Here is a 14733-nt window from a genome sequence, read left to right as displayed (position 1 = left end):
ATACAGTGAATTAGAATGTCAGATTTAAACCAACCAGGAACTGGCGGGTGTTCGGATAAACCCCTTCGTCCAACCCGAATGCCGTGGAACCGGCCACCTGGCTCTGACCTACCTCCGGATCAGGGCCGGAATATTTGGTGATCGTGAACAGGTTAGCGGTTTGCACATACACACGCAGGCGATCGATTTTAAGGGCCTGGGTCAGGCTCTTCGGCAAAGTGTAGCCGATCTGAGCGTTTTTGGCGCGCAGATACGAGCCGTTTTCGACGTAATACGAGTTGGGCACGTTGGTGGTACTGAACGAACCGGTGTTCTCCTGGATGGGTGCCGTCGCATTCATGTGATCGGGCCTCCATGAGTCGTACAATGCGGTGTTGCTCTTCGCCCCCTGGAAGTTCGTGTAGAAGTCGTGCCACCATTTCAGGTTGTTCCAGATCTGGTTGCCTTGCACACCGTAAAGGAATATGCCGAAATCGAAGTTTTTATAGGTAGCACCAATATTCAGACCATAGCTGAATTTGGGGCTCGGATTGCCCAGGAAAGTACGGTCGTCGGCAGTGACAATGCCGTCGCCATTCACATCCTGGTAGCGGAACCGGCCTACTTTCACTTCATTCTGATACACCGCCGCCGGGTTGCCGGTACGTTCAGCCGCCTGCGCGTTCGCCTGGTCTATCTCGGCCTGTGAATTCCAGAAACCAACGATATTGTATCCAAAGAACTGACCGATGGAATGGTTTACCGCATTACGCACAATGGTGCTGCCATTGAAACGGCGGCCTTCCTGGTCGAAATAATCCACACCGTCGGTAATCTTCACGATCTTGTTATTGTAGGTTGTAAGCGTCAGGGTAGCATTCAGTTTCAGGTCCTTGGCTACGGTTTTCTCGCCATAGATAGACATATCGATACCATTGTTTTTCATTTTACCGATATTCACCGCAGGTGCGGTACCTTGTCCGACCGTTCCGGCGAGTTCGGGCGAGAACAAAAGGTCGTCGATGTTTTTCTGATAGTAATCGATCGTGAAATCGATCGCCCCGTTAAACAGCGACGCGTCGATACCGATGTTGGAGTTGATATTTCCTTCCCATTTCGCATTCGGGTTACCCACGCGGGTACGCTGAAAACCGAGCACAGTGCTGTTGCCTGTACCTTTGATATCGTAGAACGAATGGCTGCGGTTCTGGCCATACGTCGTAAATGCATTGGCGGGATCCACGTTGAACTGGTTACCCATGATACCCCACCCACCACGGATTTTCAGGTCGGTGAGCCAGGTAGCTGCTTTCATAAACTCCTCCTCCTTGATCCGCCAGCCCGCGCTTACAGCCGGGAACCAGCCGTATTGCGACGTAAACCGTGAGGAACCGTCGCGACGCAACGTTCCGCTTAACAGGTACTTATCATTGAAATTGTAGTCGATTCTGCCAATATAGGAGAACAATGCGTCCGCCGAGCGGTTAGAAAAGTTGGTAGGCGTTCCTGAACCCGTAGAAAGACTGGTGTAATTCGGGTCAAAGGAGAAATAACTCTGTGTCGAACCGCCTACTTCGCGGTAAATGCTGTTATAAGCCTCGGTACCCAGAAGCACTTTTACATTGTGCTTGTCATTGAAAGAATGCTCGTAGGTAACAGTATTGGTCCAGGTCCAGTTATAACCCGAGTTTACGCGCTCTGAATACGAGTTGGTCGTTACGTTTTCGGAGTTCTCCCATTCCGGATAGGAAAAAGTGTTCTCGGTATAGCTGAACATGCTGCCACCGAAACTCGTCCTGAAATTGAAACCCTTGAGAAAGTCCACTTCCGCAAACATGTTACCGAACAGCGAGTTGGTCAGTCCCTTGTTGTTGCGCGCGCGGTCGCGGATCGCGACGGGGTTTTTCGCATTTCCTAAACCGCTACCGAACGAGCCGGCATAGTTGCCCTGCACATCGTACACAGGAATGATCGGCTGCATCCGGAAAGCCATACCGATACCGCCGCCCTCTTCAAGAATGCCGGTACGCGGGTTGTTGACCAGCGTCAAGGCGATGTTTTCCCCCACGCGGATGTTTTTGGTTACATTATACTGGCTGTTGGCGCGAAGCGTATAGCGTTTCAGGTATGTGTTCATCAAATTCCCCTGCTGGTTGAAATGGTTGAAGGAGAACAGGTAATTGCCCTGCTCGCTGCCGCCGCTCACTGAAAGGTTGTGGCTTTGTATCGGCGCATTCTTGAACACTTCATGGAACCAGTCGGTACCCTGCTTATTAGCCTTCACAATGCGGTAGAACGAGTCCATGTCCGCTTTATCGGTATAATTGGGGTTAACGTAATATTTGGAAAGATCAACCTCCCCTTCTTTCGCGCCGGTAGGTACGATATAGTCGGGCAAAACCGGTGTTTCGCCGCTACCGTATTGCGGATCGTTGATCGCCGCCCCTGAGTTTCTAAGTGCCAGGAATTTCAGGTCGGCCATACCTTGCGGCGACAAAATATCGTACACATTGCCTTTGGGGACGGTCTGCGTTCCGTAGAACATGTCGTAGCTCACCTTCACCTTTCCCTGGCCGCGCTTGGTCGTGATAATCACCACTCCGTTGGAAGCCCGCGAACCGTAAATAGAAGCTGAGCCGGCATCCTTTAATACCTGCATGGAGGCCACGTCGTTCGGATTCAGGTTGTTGATATCCTGGGTCGGCACGCCGTCCACCACAAACAACGGCGTATTGTTGCCAAACGAGTTGATACCACGGATACGGATCTGCGGGGCCTGGCCAGGCTGACCGGAAGTAAGGACGGTCACGCCCGAGGCGCGGCCTTGCAGCTGGTTGCTCAGGTTGGAGTTGGGCTGCTCGGTCAGTTCGGAAACTTTCACAATGGATACGGCGCCGGTCAGATCCTTGCGGCTGGCGGTACCATAACCTACCACGACTACCTCGTTCAGCAGTTTTTCGTCCTGCGTCAAAGTAACGTCGAGGGTGCTCTGGCCTGCGGCTACCTCCACGTCCTTCGAAGTAAAACCCACAAAACTGAACGTCAGTGTCACATTGCCATCCGGGGCGTCGATCTTGTAAACACCCTCCGCATCGGTACCGGTGCCGCGGGAGGTTCCCTTCACGACCACCGAAACACCCGGCAGCTTAGACCCACTGGCGTCGGTTACCACACCGGAAATAGTGCGGTCGACGGCTACCGATTTGTAGCTTTGCGGGTTGAGCCTTTCGATCGGCAACTTTACCCGTTTGAGGATGATTTGTTTGCCCGAAACCTCGAAATCAAGGTCCAATGGCGTCAGAATCGTTTTCAATGCAGTACCAAGCTGTTCCTGCTGGATGTTCACGCTTACCTTCCTTTCGGCCTTGATCAGATTGGAACTGTAAAGGAATTTTATTTTAACCTGGTCTTCAATCGCTGACAATACTTTACGGACGTCCTGATTCTGCATCTGGATGGTAACACGGTTATTCAGGACCTCCTGCGCTTCGGTAACACCAGCCAAGGCCACGGTCGTCAGGAGTGCAGCAATGATGAGTTGCGTACAACTGAATCTCATAAGGATCTGCCAATAAGCATAGTTAGGATACAATTTTTTCATAACTTTACTAAGTTTTGTAACATGGAAAATGGGCAAAACGAGTCCTCCATCCGCTGGTAACGGATGTATTCGAATTGGGGATGAACTTCGGGTTGGTGATGGTGCAACATCATCAACCTTTCTTTTTTAGGGAGTTTGGTTAAATCATAGAAGCAGTTAAGGTTAAGGGTTATCAGTTAGGTTTGTTATACATTTGATAAAATCTTTGGTTATCAATTACATCCGCGACCGGACACTACGATCTTCCCGTCCACTACCTCAAAACTCGCTTCAATGCCCTTGCAGATGAGCTCCATTTTCTCGTAGAGATTTTCGTTGGTGAACGAGGCCGTCAAAAGGCACTCTCCGAACGAACGGTGATCATATACGATATCTATTCCGTAAGTCGCCTCAATGTTATCGAACAGGTTCGACACCGGCATGTCCTGGAATTTCAACAGTGGTGCCGGCAGCACGGCCGACGCAAGGAGCTCCGGGGCTTCCACCAGCTCTTTGCGGATTTGTATCTGCTCTCTCGAGAAGAGTACTTTCTGATTGGGCGTAATGATAGTCCCCGCCAATTCGGGTTTTTCGATCCCCTCGCATACTTCCGTATCCGTGCGCGGGAATACGGAAACCTTGCCGGTTTTCACACACACTTCCACCTGTTTCGCATCTTCGAACGCCTTTACCATAAAACTCGTACCCAACACCTTCGTAACCAACTCGTTGGAGTACACAACAAACGGCCGCTGCCGGTTTTTGGTCACTGTAAAAAACGCCTGGCCCGACAGATAAACTTCCCGCAATGCGTTCGCCATGAAATCCTTACGGTAACTCACGCTGCTTTTGGGTTGCAAAAGGATCGTGCTTCGATCGGGCAGCGTAAGTAAAATCGGCGTATTCGTCGTGTTCTTCTGCTCCACCAGCGGCTCTTCCACCGCCGAAACGAGCTCCGTGTAACTCACGTGGGCGTCGTGCCTGTCGGGCTTGCGCATCCAGCCTACGACCAGCGTTACGACGGCGGCGGCCGTGAGCGATGCCCCGAGCCGAAGCCAGAGCCCGCGCATTGTCCGACGGCCCGCGCGATCTTTCCGGCTGTGGATCCCATCCAGCATCGAGGCTACCTGCGCGCCTGTGGGGAAATCTTCCTCGGCCTCGGCCTTAATGCCCGCCAGGATCGTTCTCGCGCTAAACACGGCCTCCGCCTTTTCGGGATGCCGGATCAGAAAATTGTTCCAGAAATCGTCACAGTCCGGAGTTGGTCTGTACACCCACGATTTGAAATACGGATCTTCCAGAAAATCAGTTACTTCATAATGACAGTAACTCATCAGTATGATTATTTGATGAAAAATTAGAAACGGTGCTCAATAGGAAAGAGCACGAATACGGGTGGTTTAACTCACCTTTTGCGAATTATTTCAGAAGAAATAGCAATAATCCCGAAACAACCAGGGAAACGGTAAGCTGCCGGAGCTTGCAGACAGCCCTTTGCACCAGGTTTCGGACCGATTGCTCGTTGATCGTCAGCATTTGTGAAATCTGGGAGTAGCTGAAATCGTGGTAGAAGCGGAGCATCATTACTTCGTATTGCCGGCCGGGCAGGCTTTTGAGCCAGCTATCCAGCTCGTTTTTCTGCTTCTGAAAATGTTCCGATTCGATGATCTCGCTTTCTTTGGGCAAAGTTACAGGGTGGAAATCCTCGTCGATTTGCTCCCAGCGCTCGTTGAAATGCCCGTTGCCGGCCCGGTGAATGCGGCGCCTCAGCGACCGGAAAAGATAAAAACGCGGAGATTCGGCGTCGGCCAGGCGCGTACGGCTCTGCCAAAGATCGATAAATAAATCCTGCACGAGGTCTTCTACCACCGCCGCCTCGGGAATCAGCTTTTTCCCATAACTATAAAGAACCCTTACGTACCGCTGATACAGTAAGGTAAACGCTTCTTCGTCGCCCTGCCGGAAGCGCTGCCAGAGGATTCTATCGTCGGTATCGGTCAGTGTTGAAGCCAAGCAGTCAGGTTTTTTGCTTTAACCAAAAGTACTAAAAAATGTTCAAATAGAACTATTCTACCACACATTACCGTCGAATATTAGCATTTTCCTGTTCGGTATCGACATGCTGATCAGCGTAAAATGCTGGTTACATAGCGTTTACGCGGGCAACCAGATATGAAAAGTCGCGCCCTGACCGGGATGCGACTCGGCGGAAACGAATCCTTCATGTTGCTCCACGATTTTCTTCACGATGCTCAAACCGATCCCTGTTCCCGCGTATTCATGTTTACGGTGTAACCGCTGGAAAAGCGTGAATATCTTTTGGCTGAACTCCGGCTCGAAACCGATGCCGTTGTCCTGCACCCGGATGTGATGGTAATTCCGGGCGGCCAGTTCGGCTGGCGCCGCCGGTATGTCGCGACCGCTTTCGATACTGCCCGTAACCCTGATCTCGGGCCTTTCGGTTGTGAATTTAAGCGAGTTACCGATCAGGTTCGAAAACAACTGGTTCATTTGCAGCGCATACGCATTCACTACCGGCAGGTTCGCGTGCGTAAGTATGGCCTGTTTCTCCTGGATCGTCAGTTCAAAATCGACGGCGATGTCGTCGATGACCTTTTTCAGATCCACGCGCTGCAATGCCTCTCCGTTTCCCGAAAGCCGGCTGTACGACAACACCGACTGGATGAGTTCACCCATCCGCTGTGCCGAAAGGTATATTTTTTGGAAATAACCTTTGGACAGATCGCTATTGAAATCATTGCGTTCGATGAGGTGAATGAACGTCTGTATCTTCCGCAGCGGTTCCTGGAGGTCGTGGCTCGCCACATAGCTGAACGATTCGAGCTCTTTGTTGGCATGCACAAGGTCCTGCGTCCGCTGTTCCACCTTTTTTTCAAGCTCTTCGGTGAAAACGCGCTGATCGTGAATATCCGAAAATGCCCCGATCCAGTTGACGATTTTGCCGGATTCGTCGCGGATCGGCTCGCCGACACCGGCAAACCAGCGATAGTCGCCGGTTTTGCTTCTGAACCGTACCTCCGTGCGATGGCGTTCGCCGGTACGCAGCGCGTCGGCCCAGCTTTTATTGATGCTTTCGAGGTCGTCCGGATGCACAATTTGCTGCCAGGAGCGCTCGCCGTCGGGTAAAATACCCGTGTACTCGATCCAGCGGCGCGACACGAAAAGCTGTTTGCCGTTTTCGTCGGTCATCCAGATCAGCTGGGGCAATGTCTCGGTGAGGATTCTGAACTGCCTTTCGCTTGCTTCGATTTTGTTGCGCGCATTCGCTATCCTGATCTGCGCCTGCGCCCGTACGATCAGCTCTTTACCGGAGAACGGCTTGACGATGTAGTCGTCCGCCCCGATCTCGATCCCTTCGATCCGCGACTCCTCGCCCGCCCGTGCCGTGATCAGGATAACGGGCGTGTGTGAAATTTCCGGGTCTGTTTTTACGGCTTTCAGCAGGGAAATACCATCCATTTCAGGCATCATGACATCGCTCAGTACCAACGCCGGCCGGTACTTTCGGATCATCCGTAGCGCTTCCGCGCCGTTGGAGGCGGTAAGGGTATGATACGCATTGCCCAGCAGCGATCGGATGTGTTGCCGCATATCGGCATTGTCGTCGGCAATCAGCACACAATCCCCGCTTCCGCTGTGGCCGTTCGGCACCGACTCGACCCGATCCCGGGAGTCCAGCAGCGTTTCCGCTTCCTGCACATAAAAATCCAGGCTCATCCCGCCAGCATCGGCAGTTTCGTCGTACACCTGTCCGGCGTCGAGGTGTGCCCGTCCCTGGGGAATCATGACGGTAAAGCGGCTCCCCACGCCCTCGGTACTCTCCACGCCGATTGTCCCTCCGTGCAAGGTCACCAGTTCCCTGATCAGCGATAGCCCGATACCCGTCCCTTCATAGGTGCGGCCGCCGGCATTCTGCACCCGGTGGAAGCGCTCGAACATGTGCGGGAGTTCGTGCGCGGGAATGCCCACACCCGTGTCGGTCACCGACAGCCGGATATGCCCGTCCTTCACACCGATTTCCAGGGAGATCTTTCCTTGAAGCGTATATTTAAATGCATTGGAAAGCAGGTTGAATACCACCTTTTCCCACATCTGCCGGTCGACGTAGGCATTGCATATATCCCCGTTTGTTTTTACTTCGAATTCCATCCCCGCCTTTTCGATCACCGGACGGAAGTTGGAAGCCAGGTTCCGGGTGTAGGATGCCAGTTCGGTCAGCATAAACCGCGCTTCGCTGCGGCCACCCTCCATTCTGCTGAAATCCAGTAATGTGTTCACCAGTTTGAGCAGCCGTAATGCATTGCGGTGCGCTACGTCCACTTTGGCTTTTTCCGCTTCCGACCACCGCGGAGACTCGTAGTTCAACAGTTCTTCCAGCGGGCCGAGCATCAGCATCAGCGGCGTCCGGAACTCATGGCTGATATTGGTAAAAAACAACGTTTTCGCTTTATCGAGCTCTTCCAGCATACGCAACCGCCGCTGCTCTTCCTCATAGGCCATTACATTTCCAAGGCCCAGCGCAATGCGGTCGGCGATCTGCTGAAGAAAATTACGGTAAACTTCATCGAACTTCCGGTAGGGATTCAATCCTACGGCCAGCAATGCGAGAGGGTGTTTCCTGGTGGCCGACTGAATGGGCAGGTATACCACATATTTAGGCGCCACGTCCCATCCGCCTTTGGCCAGATGTTTCCAATGTCCGCGGTTGATGGCCTCCTTCATCCGGTTCTGGTGAACCGCGGATACCAGCTGCGCATAACGCACGCCCGGTTCCGACAGCCTGATATGCGCGTCTAGGCGCGCGTCGGCAGCGTCCACGCCGGACGTGGCGACCATCCCGGCCTGTTCCCCGTCCTCCGAAATCTTGTAAAGGACTGCAAAGGGAAAGTCGAGCGGGTTAGCCGACAAAGCCCTTCCAACTTGCGCAAAAACCTCGTCCTCCCGCTTTTTTTCACCCAGCGAATCGAGCTGTTGCATTGTTTTGAGCGCCCGTTCGCTGAGAATACGTTCGGTATCGGCCGTGTTGTAGCAAATCATCCCCGCAGGCCGGCCATCGTCGCCGAGTACCGGCGTGTAGGAAAAAGTATAATAGGTTTCTTCGGGAAAACCGCTTCGCTCCATGATCAGCAGGCGTGACTCGACATAGGTACCTTCGTCGCGCTGCATAGCCCTGGAAAGCATCGGTTCGATGTCCTTCCAGATATCCTTCCAGACAACCGACGCCGGCTGGCCCAGCGCCTGCGGGTGCTTGCCGCGCACTATATCGATGTAGGCATCATTGTAAAACTTCAAAAGACCGGGTCCCCATCCGATCCAGATCGGCTGTTTGGAGCTGAGCATGATCCGGATACAGGTTTTCAGGCTTTGCGGCCACATCTGCGGATCGCCCAGCCCGGCTGCCGCCCAATCGAATTCCCGTATCCTCCGCCCCATTTCGCCCCCACCTGCCAGAAATTCCAGCGTGGTATGTTGCACAGGGTCGGTCATAAAGCGCCACGATTGTCTATTACCTGGGTAAATTCCCTCCGCAGCTCCTCGATATCGGGGCTTTTCTTCATAAAACCCGACGCGCCCAGCTCCATGCACCTCGTGACAATCTCTTTCTGATCGGAAGTCGAATACATATAGATCGGCGTCTGTCGCAGGCGAGGATTCTGCTTCAATTCAGCCAGGAGTTCGATACCATTCATTTTAGGCATATTTATATCGATAAAGATCAGGTGCGGCTCATATGCAGTTTCGCTCAGTTTCTGTAATGCCTGGATGCCGTCGCAGGCAAATTCGCATTCCACGTCGTTGCCGCTGTTCTGCATGGTGAGAAGGAAAATCTCCTGGTCATCGATGTCATCGTCGACCAAAAGAATAGAAATATTACCAGGTGTCTTCATTTTTCGACTAATTCATAGCATCCCGGACCTCTCATGGCCTTCGATCCGCCGTTAACACTGCTGTGGCTGAAATACAAAAGTTATTCCATGCATTTTTAAAAAGCGGGCGGGCCATTCGCGACGAAAGTTGGCGGTGCATGCCGGGCGCATTGCCCCAATTACCCCTCACCCGGCCGCCGCAATGGGAAAAAATCGCACGGTCATTCGCGCCATATCTTCAATGCCCGCACGCCCCGCGCCGACTCTACATGCAGGATATACATGCCGGGTTGCAGGGGAGTCATGTCCACTGTTTCATCGGCCGAATTGGTTTTTTGCCGCAGCATCAGTGTGCCGTTTGAATCGTAGAGACGCAGGGTCCGTACCCGGCGGAAGGAGCGTTTTCAATGGCGACACCTGTCCCTCCGGCACCAGCTCCTTCATCAGTTTGCCATTCCCGTCGATAAGTTGTATCCCAAAGCGGTTACCGCTGGAAAAACTGCCGGTGACAGTAAAATGCACGATGAGGGAATCTTCCTCACACAAACTCCCCTGCCCCCGGCCCGATACAGACGTAATTTTAACAGTCCGGGCGGCCGGCGCATTCACGGTAATGGTAGCGCTGCCGGAGAAAGCGACTGCCCCACATGCGCTGGACGCACTTACAATGCGGTAGGTCGTCGTAGCCGTGGGTTTCACCACAAACGGATACGACTGCATCTGGAAGTGCTGGATTTCTCTCTTACCGCCGTCGGAAAGGTTAAAAGTGACAGGCAGGTTCCCCTCGCCTTTTGGGATAACTTCGATAGCTACCTGGTCGCCGGCGTTAATCGTGGCATTACCTGCCAGTTCGATAGCGAAAGCCCTGACAATTTGAACCGGCTGACTGGACGAAACCGATGTTCCCCCTATTCTGCATACCAGCGAGTTCATACCCAGCGGCCAGTCGGCCGGTATCGATAACGCGATCCGGCCCGCTTTTACACGGGTAGCGGCGAGTTGTGATTTTTTCCCGTTGACCTGCACCAGTTCAAACAGCAGGTCCTGCCCGGCCGGAATTTCTCCCAGCATCTCATAGGTTACATTTAACTTATCGCCTGCACACGCGGGTGCCGCCTCCGCATCCAGCTTGCTAACGAGGGGTTTTACTTTAAGTGCCAGACTTCCGGAAGCCTCGCCGTAACCACACCGGTTGCTGACGGAAGCGACCTGAAAAACGGTATCTTTCGTCGGAGCATATATCGCGGTAAAACTGCCCGATTCCACGATCTCCTCACCGAAACCCGTCGCGGTAAGCCGCCAGGGGCCGACTCTACAACCGCCGGCACCTCGAACGTGCGCGTCCGCAGTTCGGGTTCGAAATAGGTTTGTTGAAACCGCAGCCTGTATCTGGCCGAGGCGGGAACCGTGCCTCCTGTGACAGCATAGGTCAGGTGCACGCGGTTGCCTCCACAAAGTGCCGCGTCCAGGAATTTGAACGAAACGATCGTCAGCGGGTTCACTTTGAATACCCGGCTGCCCGAAAAAGGCACCGGTACACCACAGCTATTAACCGCACTGACGATGAAAAGCTCACCGGAACTCATTACCGGGACATTGACCGTGGCAGTTCCGGGGCCCGCTTCAAGCTGCGCATTGTTGTTCAGCGTGAGTAATACAGGGTTATTGGCTGTATTGGCAACCAAAACAGATATTCCGGCACCGGCATTCACGGTATCGCTAGCGGTAAGCGGAGCGGAGAATTTTACGGAACCACGGGAAAGAAAACCCTGGAACTGAACCTGATTGCTCGTTACCGCCGGGTTTGTCGAGACCACCCGCACCACAGGATGGTTCTCACCTGCCAAAGTGTCGGCGTTGATCACAGCCTGCACCCGACCTCCGCTGTACGTAGCGGGAAACCGGGCAATCACCTTGTTTGTCCAGGATTCGGTGAATTCGACAAAAAGCCGGTTATCGGCATTGAATGTCCCGGTAAATATGGCGGGAATGGACATTTCCCGGAAACTGCAAAGCCGTTCGTTGCTACCCAACTGAATGTAAATGCCCCGATCGGAAGTCTGGGCGTAAATTTTTTGGCAAAAAAGCACCGATATCAATAAAAGCAGGGTTCTGGAAAACATAGACATTTGCCGGTAAATGGTTCAGGGGTTAGTTTTTTAAGATACGGTAAGAGGCCGTTCCTTTTTTGCCTTTGATTTCGAGCAGGTAAATACCGGCCGGCTGTTCTGTCAGCCGGATCGAGGCACGGTCCGAGCGTGTACGGACGTTCCAGAGCGCGACACCACTTGCATTGTATACCGTAAGTTGCCGGTCCGACGGGCTCTGAAACCGCAGCTCCACCATGCCGTTGGTCGGGTTTGGCCCAAAAACAACCTGCTCCTCAGCCGGCAGTGGATCGGTAGCTGTAATAAGCTCGATGCGGAATGTCGAAGGCTCTTGCAGCTTTCCCGTCCCGCAGCTATTCCTTACTTCCAGCAATTTGTACTCGGCGACGTCGCTGACGGGGCGTATCAGCAGCGAGTCGATGCTTTTGCCCGGATAACGCTGGAAACTTTCGTTACCTGCGCCGTAGCGGTAATTGAATGGGGATGATCCTTCCAGCTTCACTACCAGATAGGCGTTCTCCCCGGGTTTATAGAAGATCTCGGGGGGTCACTACCCGGGCAGTGGCGTACTCTCCTATTCCAAACAGCTTTTCCATCGTCGCTGTTTGCAACGCGGGATCATCGGATGTCATCCGGATGCGGTATGATGTCCCGGCCTTTGTATCCGCAGGGACAACCGCGCGTACCGGCGGGAAGCCGTTGAGCGTAGTAAGCGCTTTGAAATTCTCTCCCAGCGAATCAGATAACCATACGGTATATAATGTGCCGGTAGGGTCGCCGTCGCGGGTGAAGTTCACGGTGACCGTGTCGGAATTACAGGTCGTCTGTTTACCGGCTGTCTCCACCGACCAGATCGTCAGCGATTTTTCTTTTCGCGGCTCTACCGTGATCGTGGCCGAACCGGTCACTTTGCCGGTCCCACATGCGCTTTGCGGTGCTTTCAACGTATAGGTGGTCGTCGCTGCCGGTTTCTTTTCGATTTCCATAATCGCCCCTTCCGAAGGACTTGCGAAGACATACGCCGAGCCGTCCGATAGTTCGAATGCGGTATTCGGGGTAAAGGTGTTATTGGCACGGACAAACAATTTTACCGCCTGCCCTGGCCAAATGGTATTGCTACCAAACAAAGTCATTTCCGGCACCTGGTAAGAATAGAAAGGAATCCTTTGTTCCAAATCAAGGGACTCGACGGTGGCAAAAATGGTTAGGACGTCTTTGGCGTAAGCCAGGGTAAACACATTTCCCGCATCGAATTTGCCATTGAAAAAAGCTTCTACTTCCAGGCTATCGCCCATGCAGTAGTCCCCGCTGTCGAACGCCAGAAAAACACTGGGGGTCTGGTCCGCAGGTTTTTCGACTTTTAAGGGAAAGGCTGGCAGGTCTGTCGTACGGAAGCAGTAATTGGACAATGCCGCCGCTTTGAATATCGTATCCTTTTTGATAAACTGGTAGTGCCAGAAATTCGGATAATCTCCTTTCCAACGCGAACCATTTATAAACTCCAGTTCGTAGGGCCCGCCTCCCTGCAACAGGTAGTCCATCCGGATCGCCGACGGAAAGGGAACACTTCTGGCAGAATTCTCCGCCCACACCATAAATGGTTCGTCCTGCACCCTGAAATAGGTATTCGGCGACCGCATGACCGGGTTCGTTGAAACGAGGCGGAAGCTGGTAATCATTCCGTAATTCCTTTTCGGATCGCGGCTGCCGTCACGGAGAATGCTGATATCGATACTGTCGCCTACCGCATGCGCCTGGAAAATGTATTTCTGGTTGTCGGCGGTAAACGCTTCAACGGTGTAGGTGGTCTGAGGTGTCACCCCGTTGGCTATAAACGGAAGCCGGATAGTCTGCCCGGCACAAAACGGCTTTTGGGTCGCCGGGTAAAGAGGTCCGAGAAAGAGGCTCTGTTTTACGGTTACATTCAACGGCTGATGCGCCGGGTTTTCGATGACTCCGCAGCCCGATTCAAATGTTTTGACCTGGTATCGGGTACTCGCGCGTGGATAGACGAAGTTGAAGAAGTAATTTTCAGTCCGTTCGTAAAAGTAAGCGTGTAGGAATACATTCCCGTAAAGGCCACGTCAATCTGCACCGGCTCACCTACTGCTACCGCAGGATTCCGGGTTGTCAATGCAAAACCTGGTTTCGGACTTACCCATATCTTCAGCGCATCGTTCCGGGAAACGGACGCGGGGTTCGCCGCCAAGATCCCGATACGGAACTGTTCCGAAAAATTCTGCACTTTGAAATGCTCCGGAAAACGGGCCGTCAGTTCGTTTTTCCCGGTGAGCTCCGCCGGCACGTCGGCGAACTCCGGCCTGGCAATGTATTCGTCGCCCCGGTACAAACGTATCCGAAATTGCGTTCCAGCCGCAAATTCCTGCCCGTTTGTGCCAAAAACCACTTTGAACTCGCCTCCCTCACAAACAGTATGCGGATATACGGAAGTCGGGAAAAAGTCGATGGCATTTAGTTTAACAGCCACCTCGCCGCTCACTTGCATGGCACCGCATATATTAACCGCTTCTTTTACCGAATAGGTCCCCTCTTTGGCCACGGGCAACCGTATGTTCGTCGTGTAGGATTCTCCGCCGTAAATGGGGTTGATCAACTCGAATTTTTCACCGGTGTTGAGAGTCACCTGCCCGGAGCTCGGCGGCGAAACCGTCAGCGCGAGCTCGACGGGATCCACGGAATTGACGGTATCAGCGGCCAACCCTGCCTTTGTCGCAAACTGTAACCGGCTTTTTGAAGTCACCCTGAACGGCACGTTCTCCGTTTCCGTCTTGGGATTGGATGATACCAGTTTCAAAACCACCCGCTCATATTTGGCAAGGCCCGGGTCTTTCAGGTTGGCTACAATCCGGTTTCCGGTCAATTCGGCAGGATACGTCCACACTTCCGCCGAACTGTCCCAATCGCGGTGGACGACAACCGAAAACTTGTTATCTGGCGGAAACGTGCCCGAAATGGTCACGTCGATCGCCAGGTCGGTGCCGGTGCAATAGTTCTCCGCATTAACCTTTACAATACGGACGGACGGGCTTTGGGAGAAGCCGAAAGAAGGAATCCAGGAAAGAAGCAGGGCCAATAAAAGTCTGAACATGTGATAGAGAGGGATACGGTTACAATATTGCCAATAATCAGCTTCCCGATCAAGCGCAACATTTGTAGT

At 53.1% G+C, this 14733-nt stretch carries 11 protein-coding genes; all 11 read right to left on the bottom strand.

Features of this window, described 5'->3' with window-relative positions:
* Positions 1–10: 10 nt before the first annotated feature.
* Entirely contained in the window at positions 11–3580 is a 3570-nt protein-coding gene (locus tag ABV298_RS26795; RefSeq protein ID WP_353719208.1) for a TonB-dependent receptor, read from the bottom strand.
* A gap of 212 nt (positions 3581–3792) precedes the next feature.
* Positions 3793–4893 carry a FecR family protein gene (locus ABV298_RS26790; protein WP_353719207.1) on the bottom strand — a complete coding sequence of 367 codons (1101 nt, stop codon included), beginning with the start codon at positions 4891–4893 and terminating at the stop codon, positions 3793–3795.
* 85 nt (positions 4894–4978) lie between these two features.
* Entirely contained in the window at positions 4979–5572 is a 594-nt protein-coding gene (locus ABV298_RS26785; RefSeq protein ID WP_353719206.1) for a sigma-70 family RNA polymerase sigma factor, read from the bottom strand.
* A gap of 141 nt (positions 5573–5713) precedes the next feature.
* Positions 5714–9067 carry an ATP-binding protein gene (locus ABV298_RS26780; protein ID WP_353719205.1) on the bottom strand — a complete coding sequence of 1118 codons (3354 nt, stop codon included), beginning with the start codon at positions 9065–9067 and terminating at the stop codon, positions 5714–5716.
* Entirely contained in the window at positions 9064–9468 is a 405-nt protein-coding gene (locus ABV298_RS26775; protein WP_353719204.1) for a response regulator, read from the bottom strand. Before ABV298_RS26775 ends, ABV298_RS26780 begins: the two co-directional genes overlap by 4 nt.
* Positions 9469–9668: 200 nt before the next feature.
* Positions 9669–9794, bottom strand: a complete 126-nt coding sequence (locus ABV298_RS26770; protein ID WP_353719203.1) for a T9SS type A sorting domain-containing protein — start codon at positions 9792–9794, stop codon at positions 9669–9671.
* Complete coding sequence (locus ABV298_RS26765; protein ID WP_353719202.1) at positions 9763–10518, bottom strand: hypothetical protein; 756 nt, start codon at positions 10516–10518, stop codon at positions 9763–9765. The genes ABV298_RS26770 and ABV298_RS26765 overlap by 32 nt, the downstream gene beginning before the upstream one ends.
* Before the next feature lie 74 nt (positions 10519–10592).
* Positions 10593–11570: a hypothetical protein gene (locus tag ABV298_RS26760; protein ID WP_353719201.1), complete on the bottom strand. Its 978-nt coding sequence runs from the start codon at positions 11568–11570 to the stop codon at positions 10593–10595.
* Positions 11571–11598: 28 nt separating this feature from the next.
* Positions 11599–12057 carry a T9SS type A sorting domain-containing protein gene (locus ABV298_RS26755; RefSeq protein WP_353719200.1) on the bottom strand — a complete coding sequence of 153 codons (459 nt, stop codon included), beginning with the start codon at positions 12055–12057 and terminating at the stop codon, positions 11599–11601.
* A 25-nt stretch (positions 12058–12082) separates the two neighbouring features.
* Entirely contained in the window at positions 12083–13483 is a 1401-nt protein-coding gene (locus ABV298_RS26750; protein WP_353719199.1) for a hypothetical protein, read from the bottom strand.
* Complete coding sequence (locus ABV298_RS26745) at positions 13480–14664, bottom strand: hypothetical protein (RefSeq protein WP_353719198.1); 1185 nt, start codon at positions 14662–14664, stop codon at positions 13480–13482. Before ABV298_RS26745 ends, ABV298_RS26750 begins: the two co-directional genes overlap by 4 nt.
* Positions 14665–14733 lie beyond the last annotated feature (69 nt).

Source organism: Dyadobacter sp. 676, from assembly GCF_040448675.1.
Taxonomy (GTDB): Bacteria; Bacteroidota; Bacteroidia; order Cytophagales; family Spirosomataceae; genus Dyadobacter.
The sequence above is the reverse complement of the archived record's forward strand: the minus strand, read 5'-3'. Positions and strand labels throughout refer to the sequence as shown.

What these genes read in the sequence shown, in the direction of transcription:
- ABV298_RS26790 (WP_353719207.1), bottom strand. Translation starts at nt 4,893, where the DNA reads ATGAGTTACTGTCATTATGAAGTAACTGATTTTCTGGAAGATCCGTAT.
- ABV298_RS26745 (WP_353719198.1), bottom strand. Translation starts at nt 14,664, where the DNA reads ATGTTCAGACTTTTATTGGCCCTGCTTCTTTCCTGGATTCCTTCTTTC.
- ABV298_RS26760 (WP_353719201.1), bottom strand. Translation starts at nt 11,570, where the DNA reads ATGTTTTCCAGAACCCTGCTTTTATTGATATCGGTGCTTTTTTGCCAA.
- ABV298_RS26765 (WP_353719202.1), bottom strand. Translation starts at nt 10,518, where the DNA reads ATGCTGGGAGAAATTCCGGCCGGGCAGGACCTGCTGTTTGAACTGGTG.
- ABV298_RS26795 (WP_353719208.1), bottom strand. Translation starts at nt 3,580, where the DNA reads ATGAAAAAATTGTATCCTAACTATGCTTATTGGCAGATCCTTATGAGA.
- ABV298_RS26775 (WP_353719204.1), bottom strand. Translation starts at nt 9,468, where the DNA reads ATGAAGACACCTGGTAATATTTCTATTCTTTTGGTCGACGATGACATC.
- ABV298_RS26770 (WP_353719203.1), bottom strand. Translation starts at nt 9,794, where the DNA reads ATGCTGCGGCAAAAAACCAATTCGGCCGATGAAACAGTGGACATGACT.
- ABV298_RS26780 (WP_353719205.1), bottom strand. Translation starts at nt 9,067, where the DNA reads ATGACCGACCCTGTGCAACATACCACGCTGGAATTTCTGGCAGGTGGG.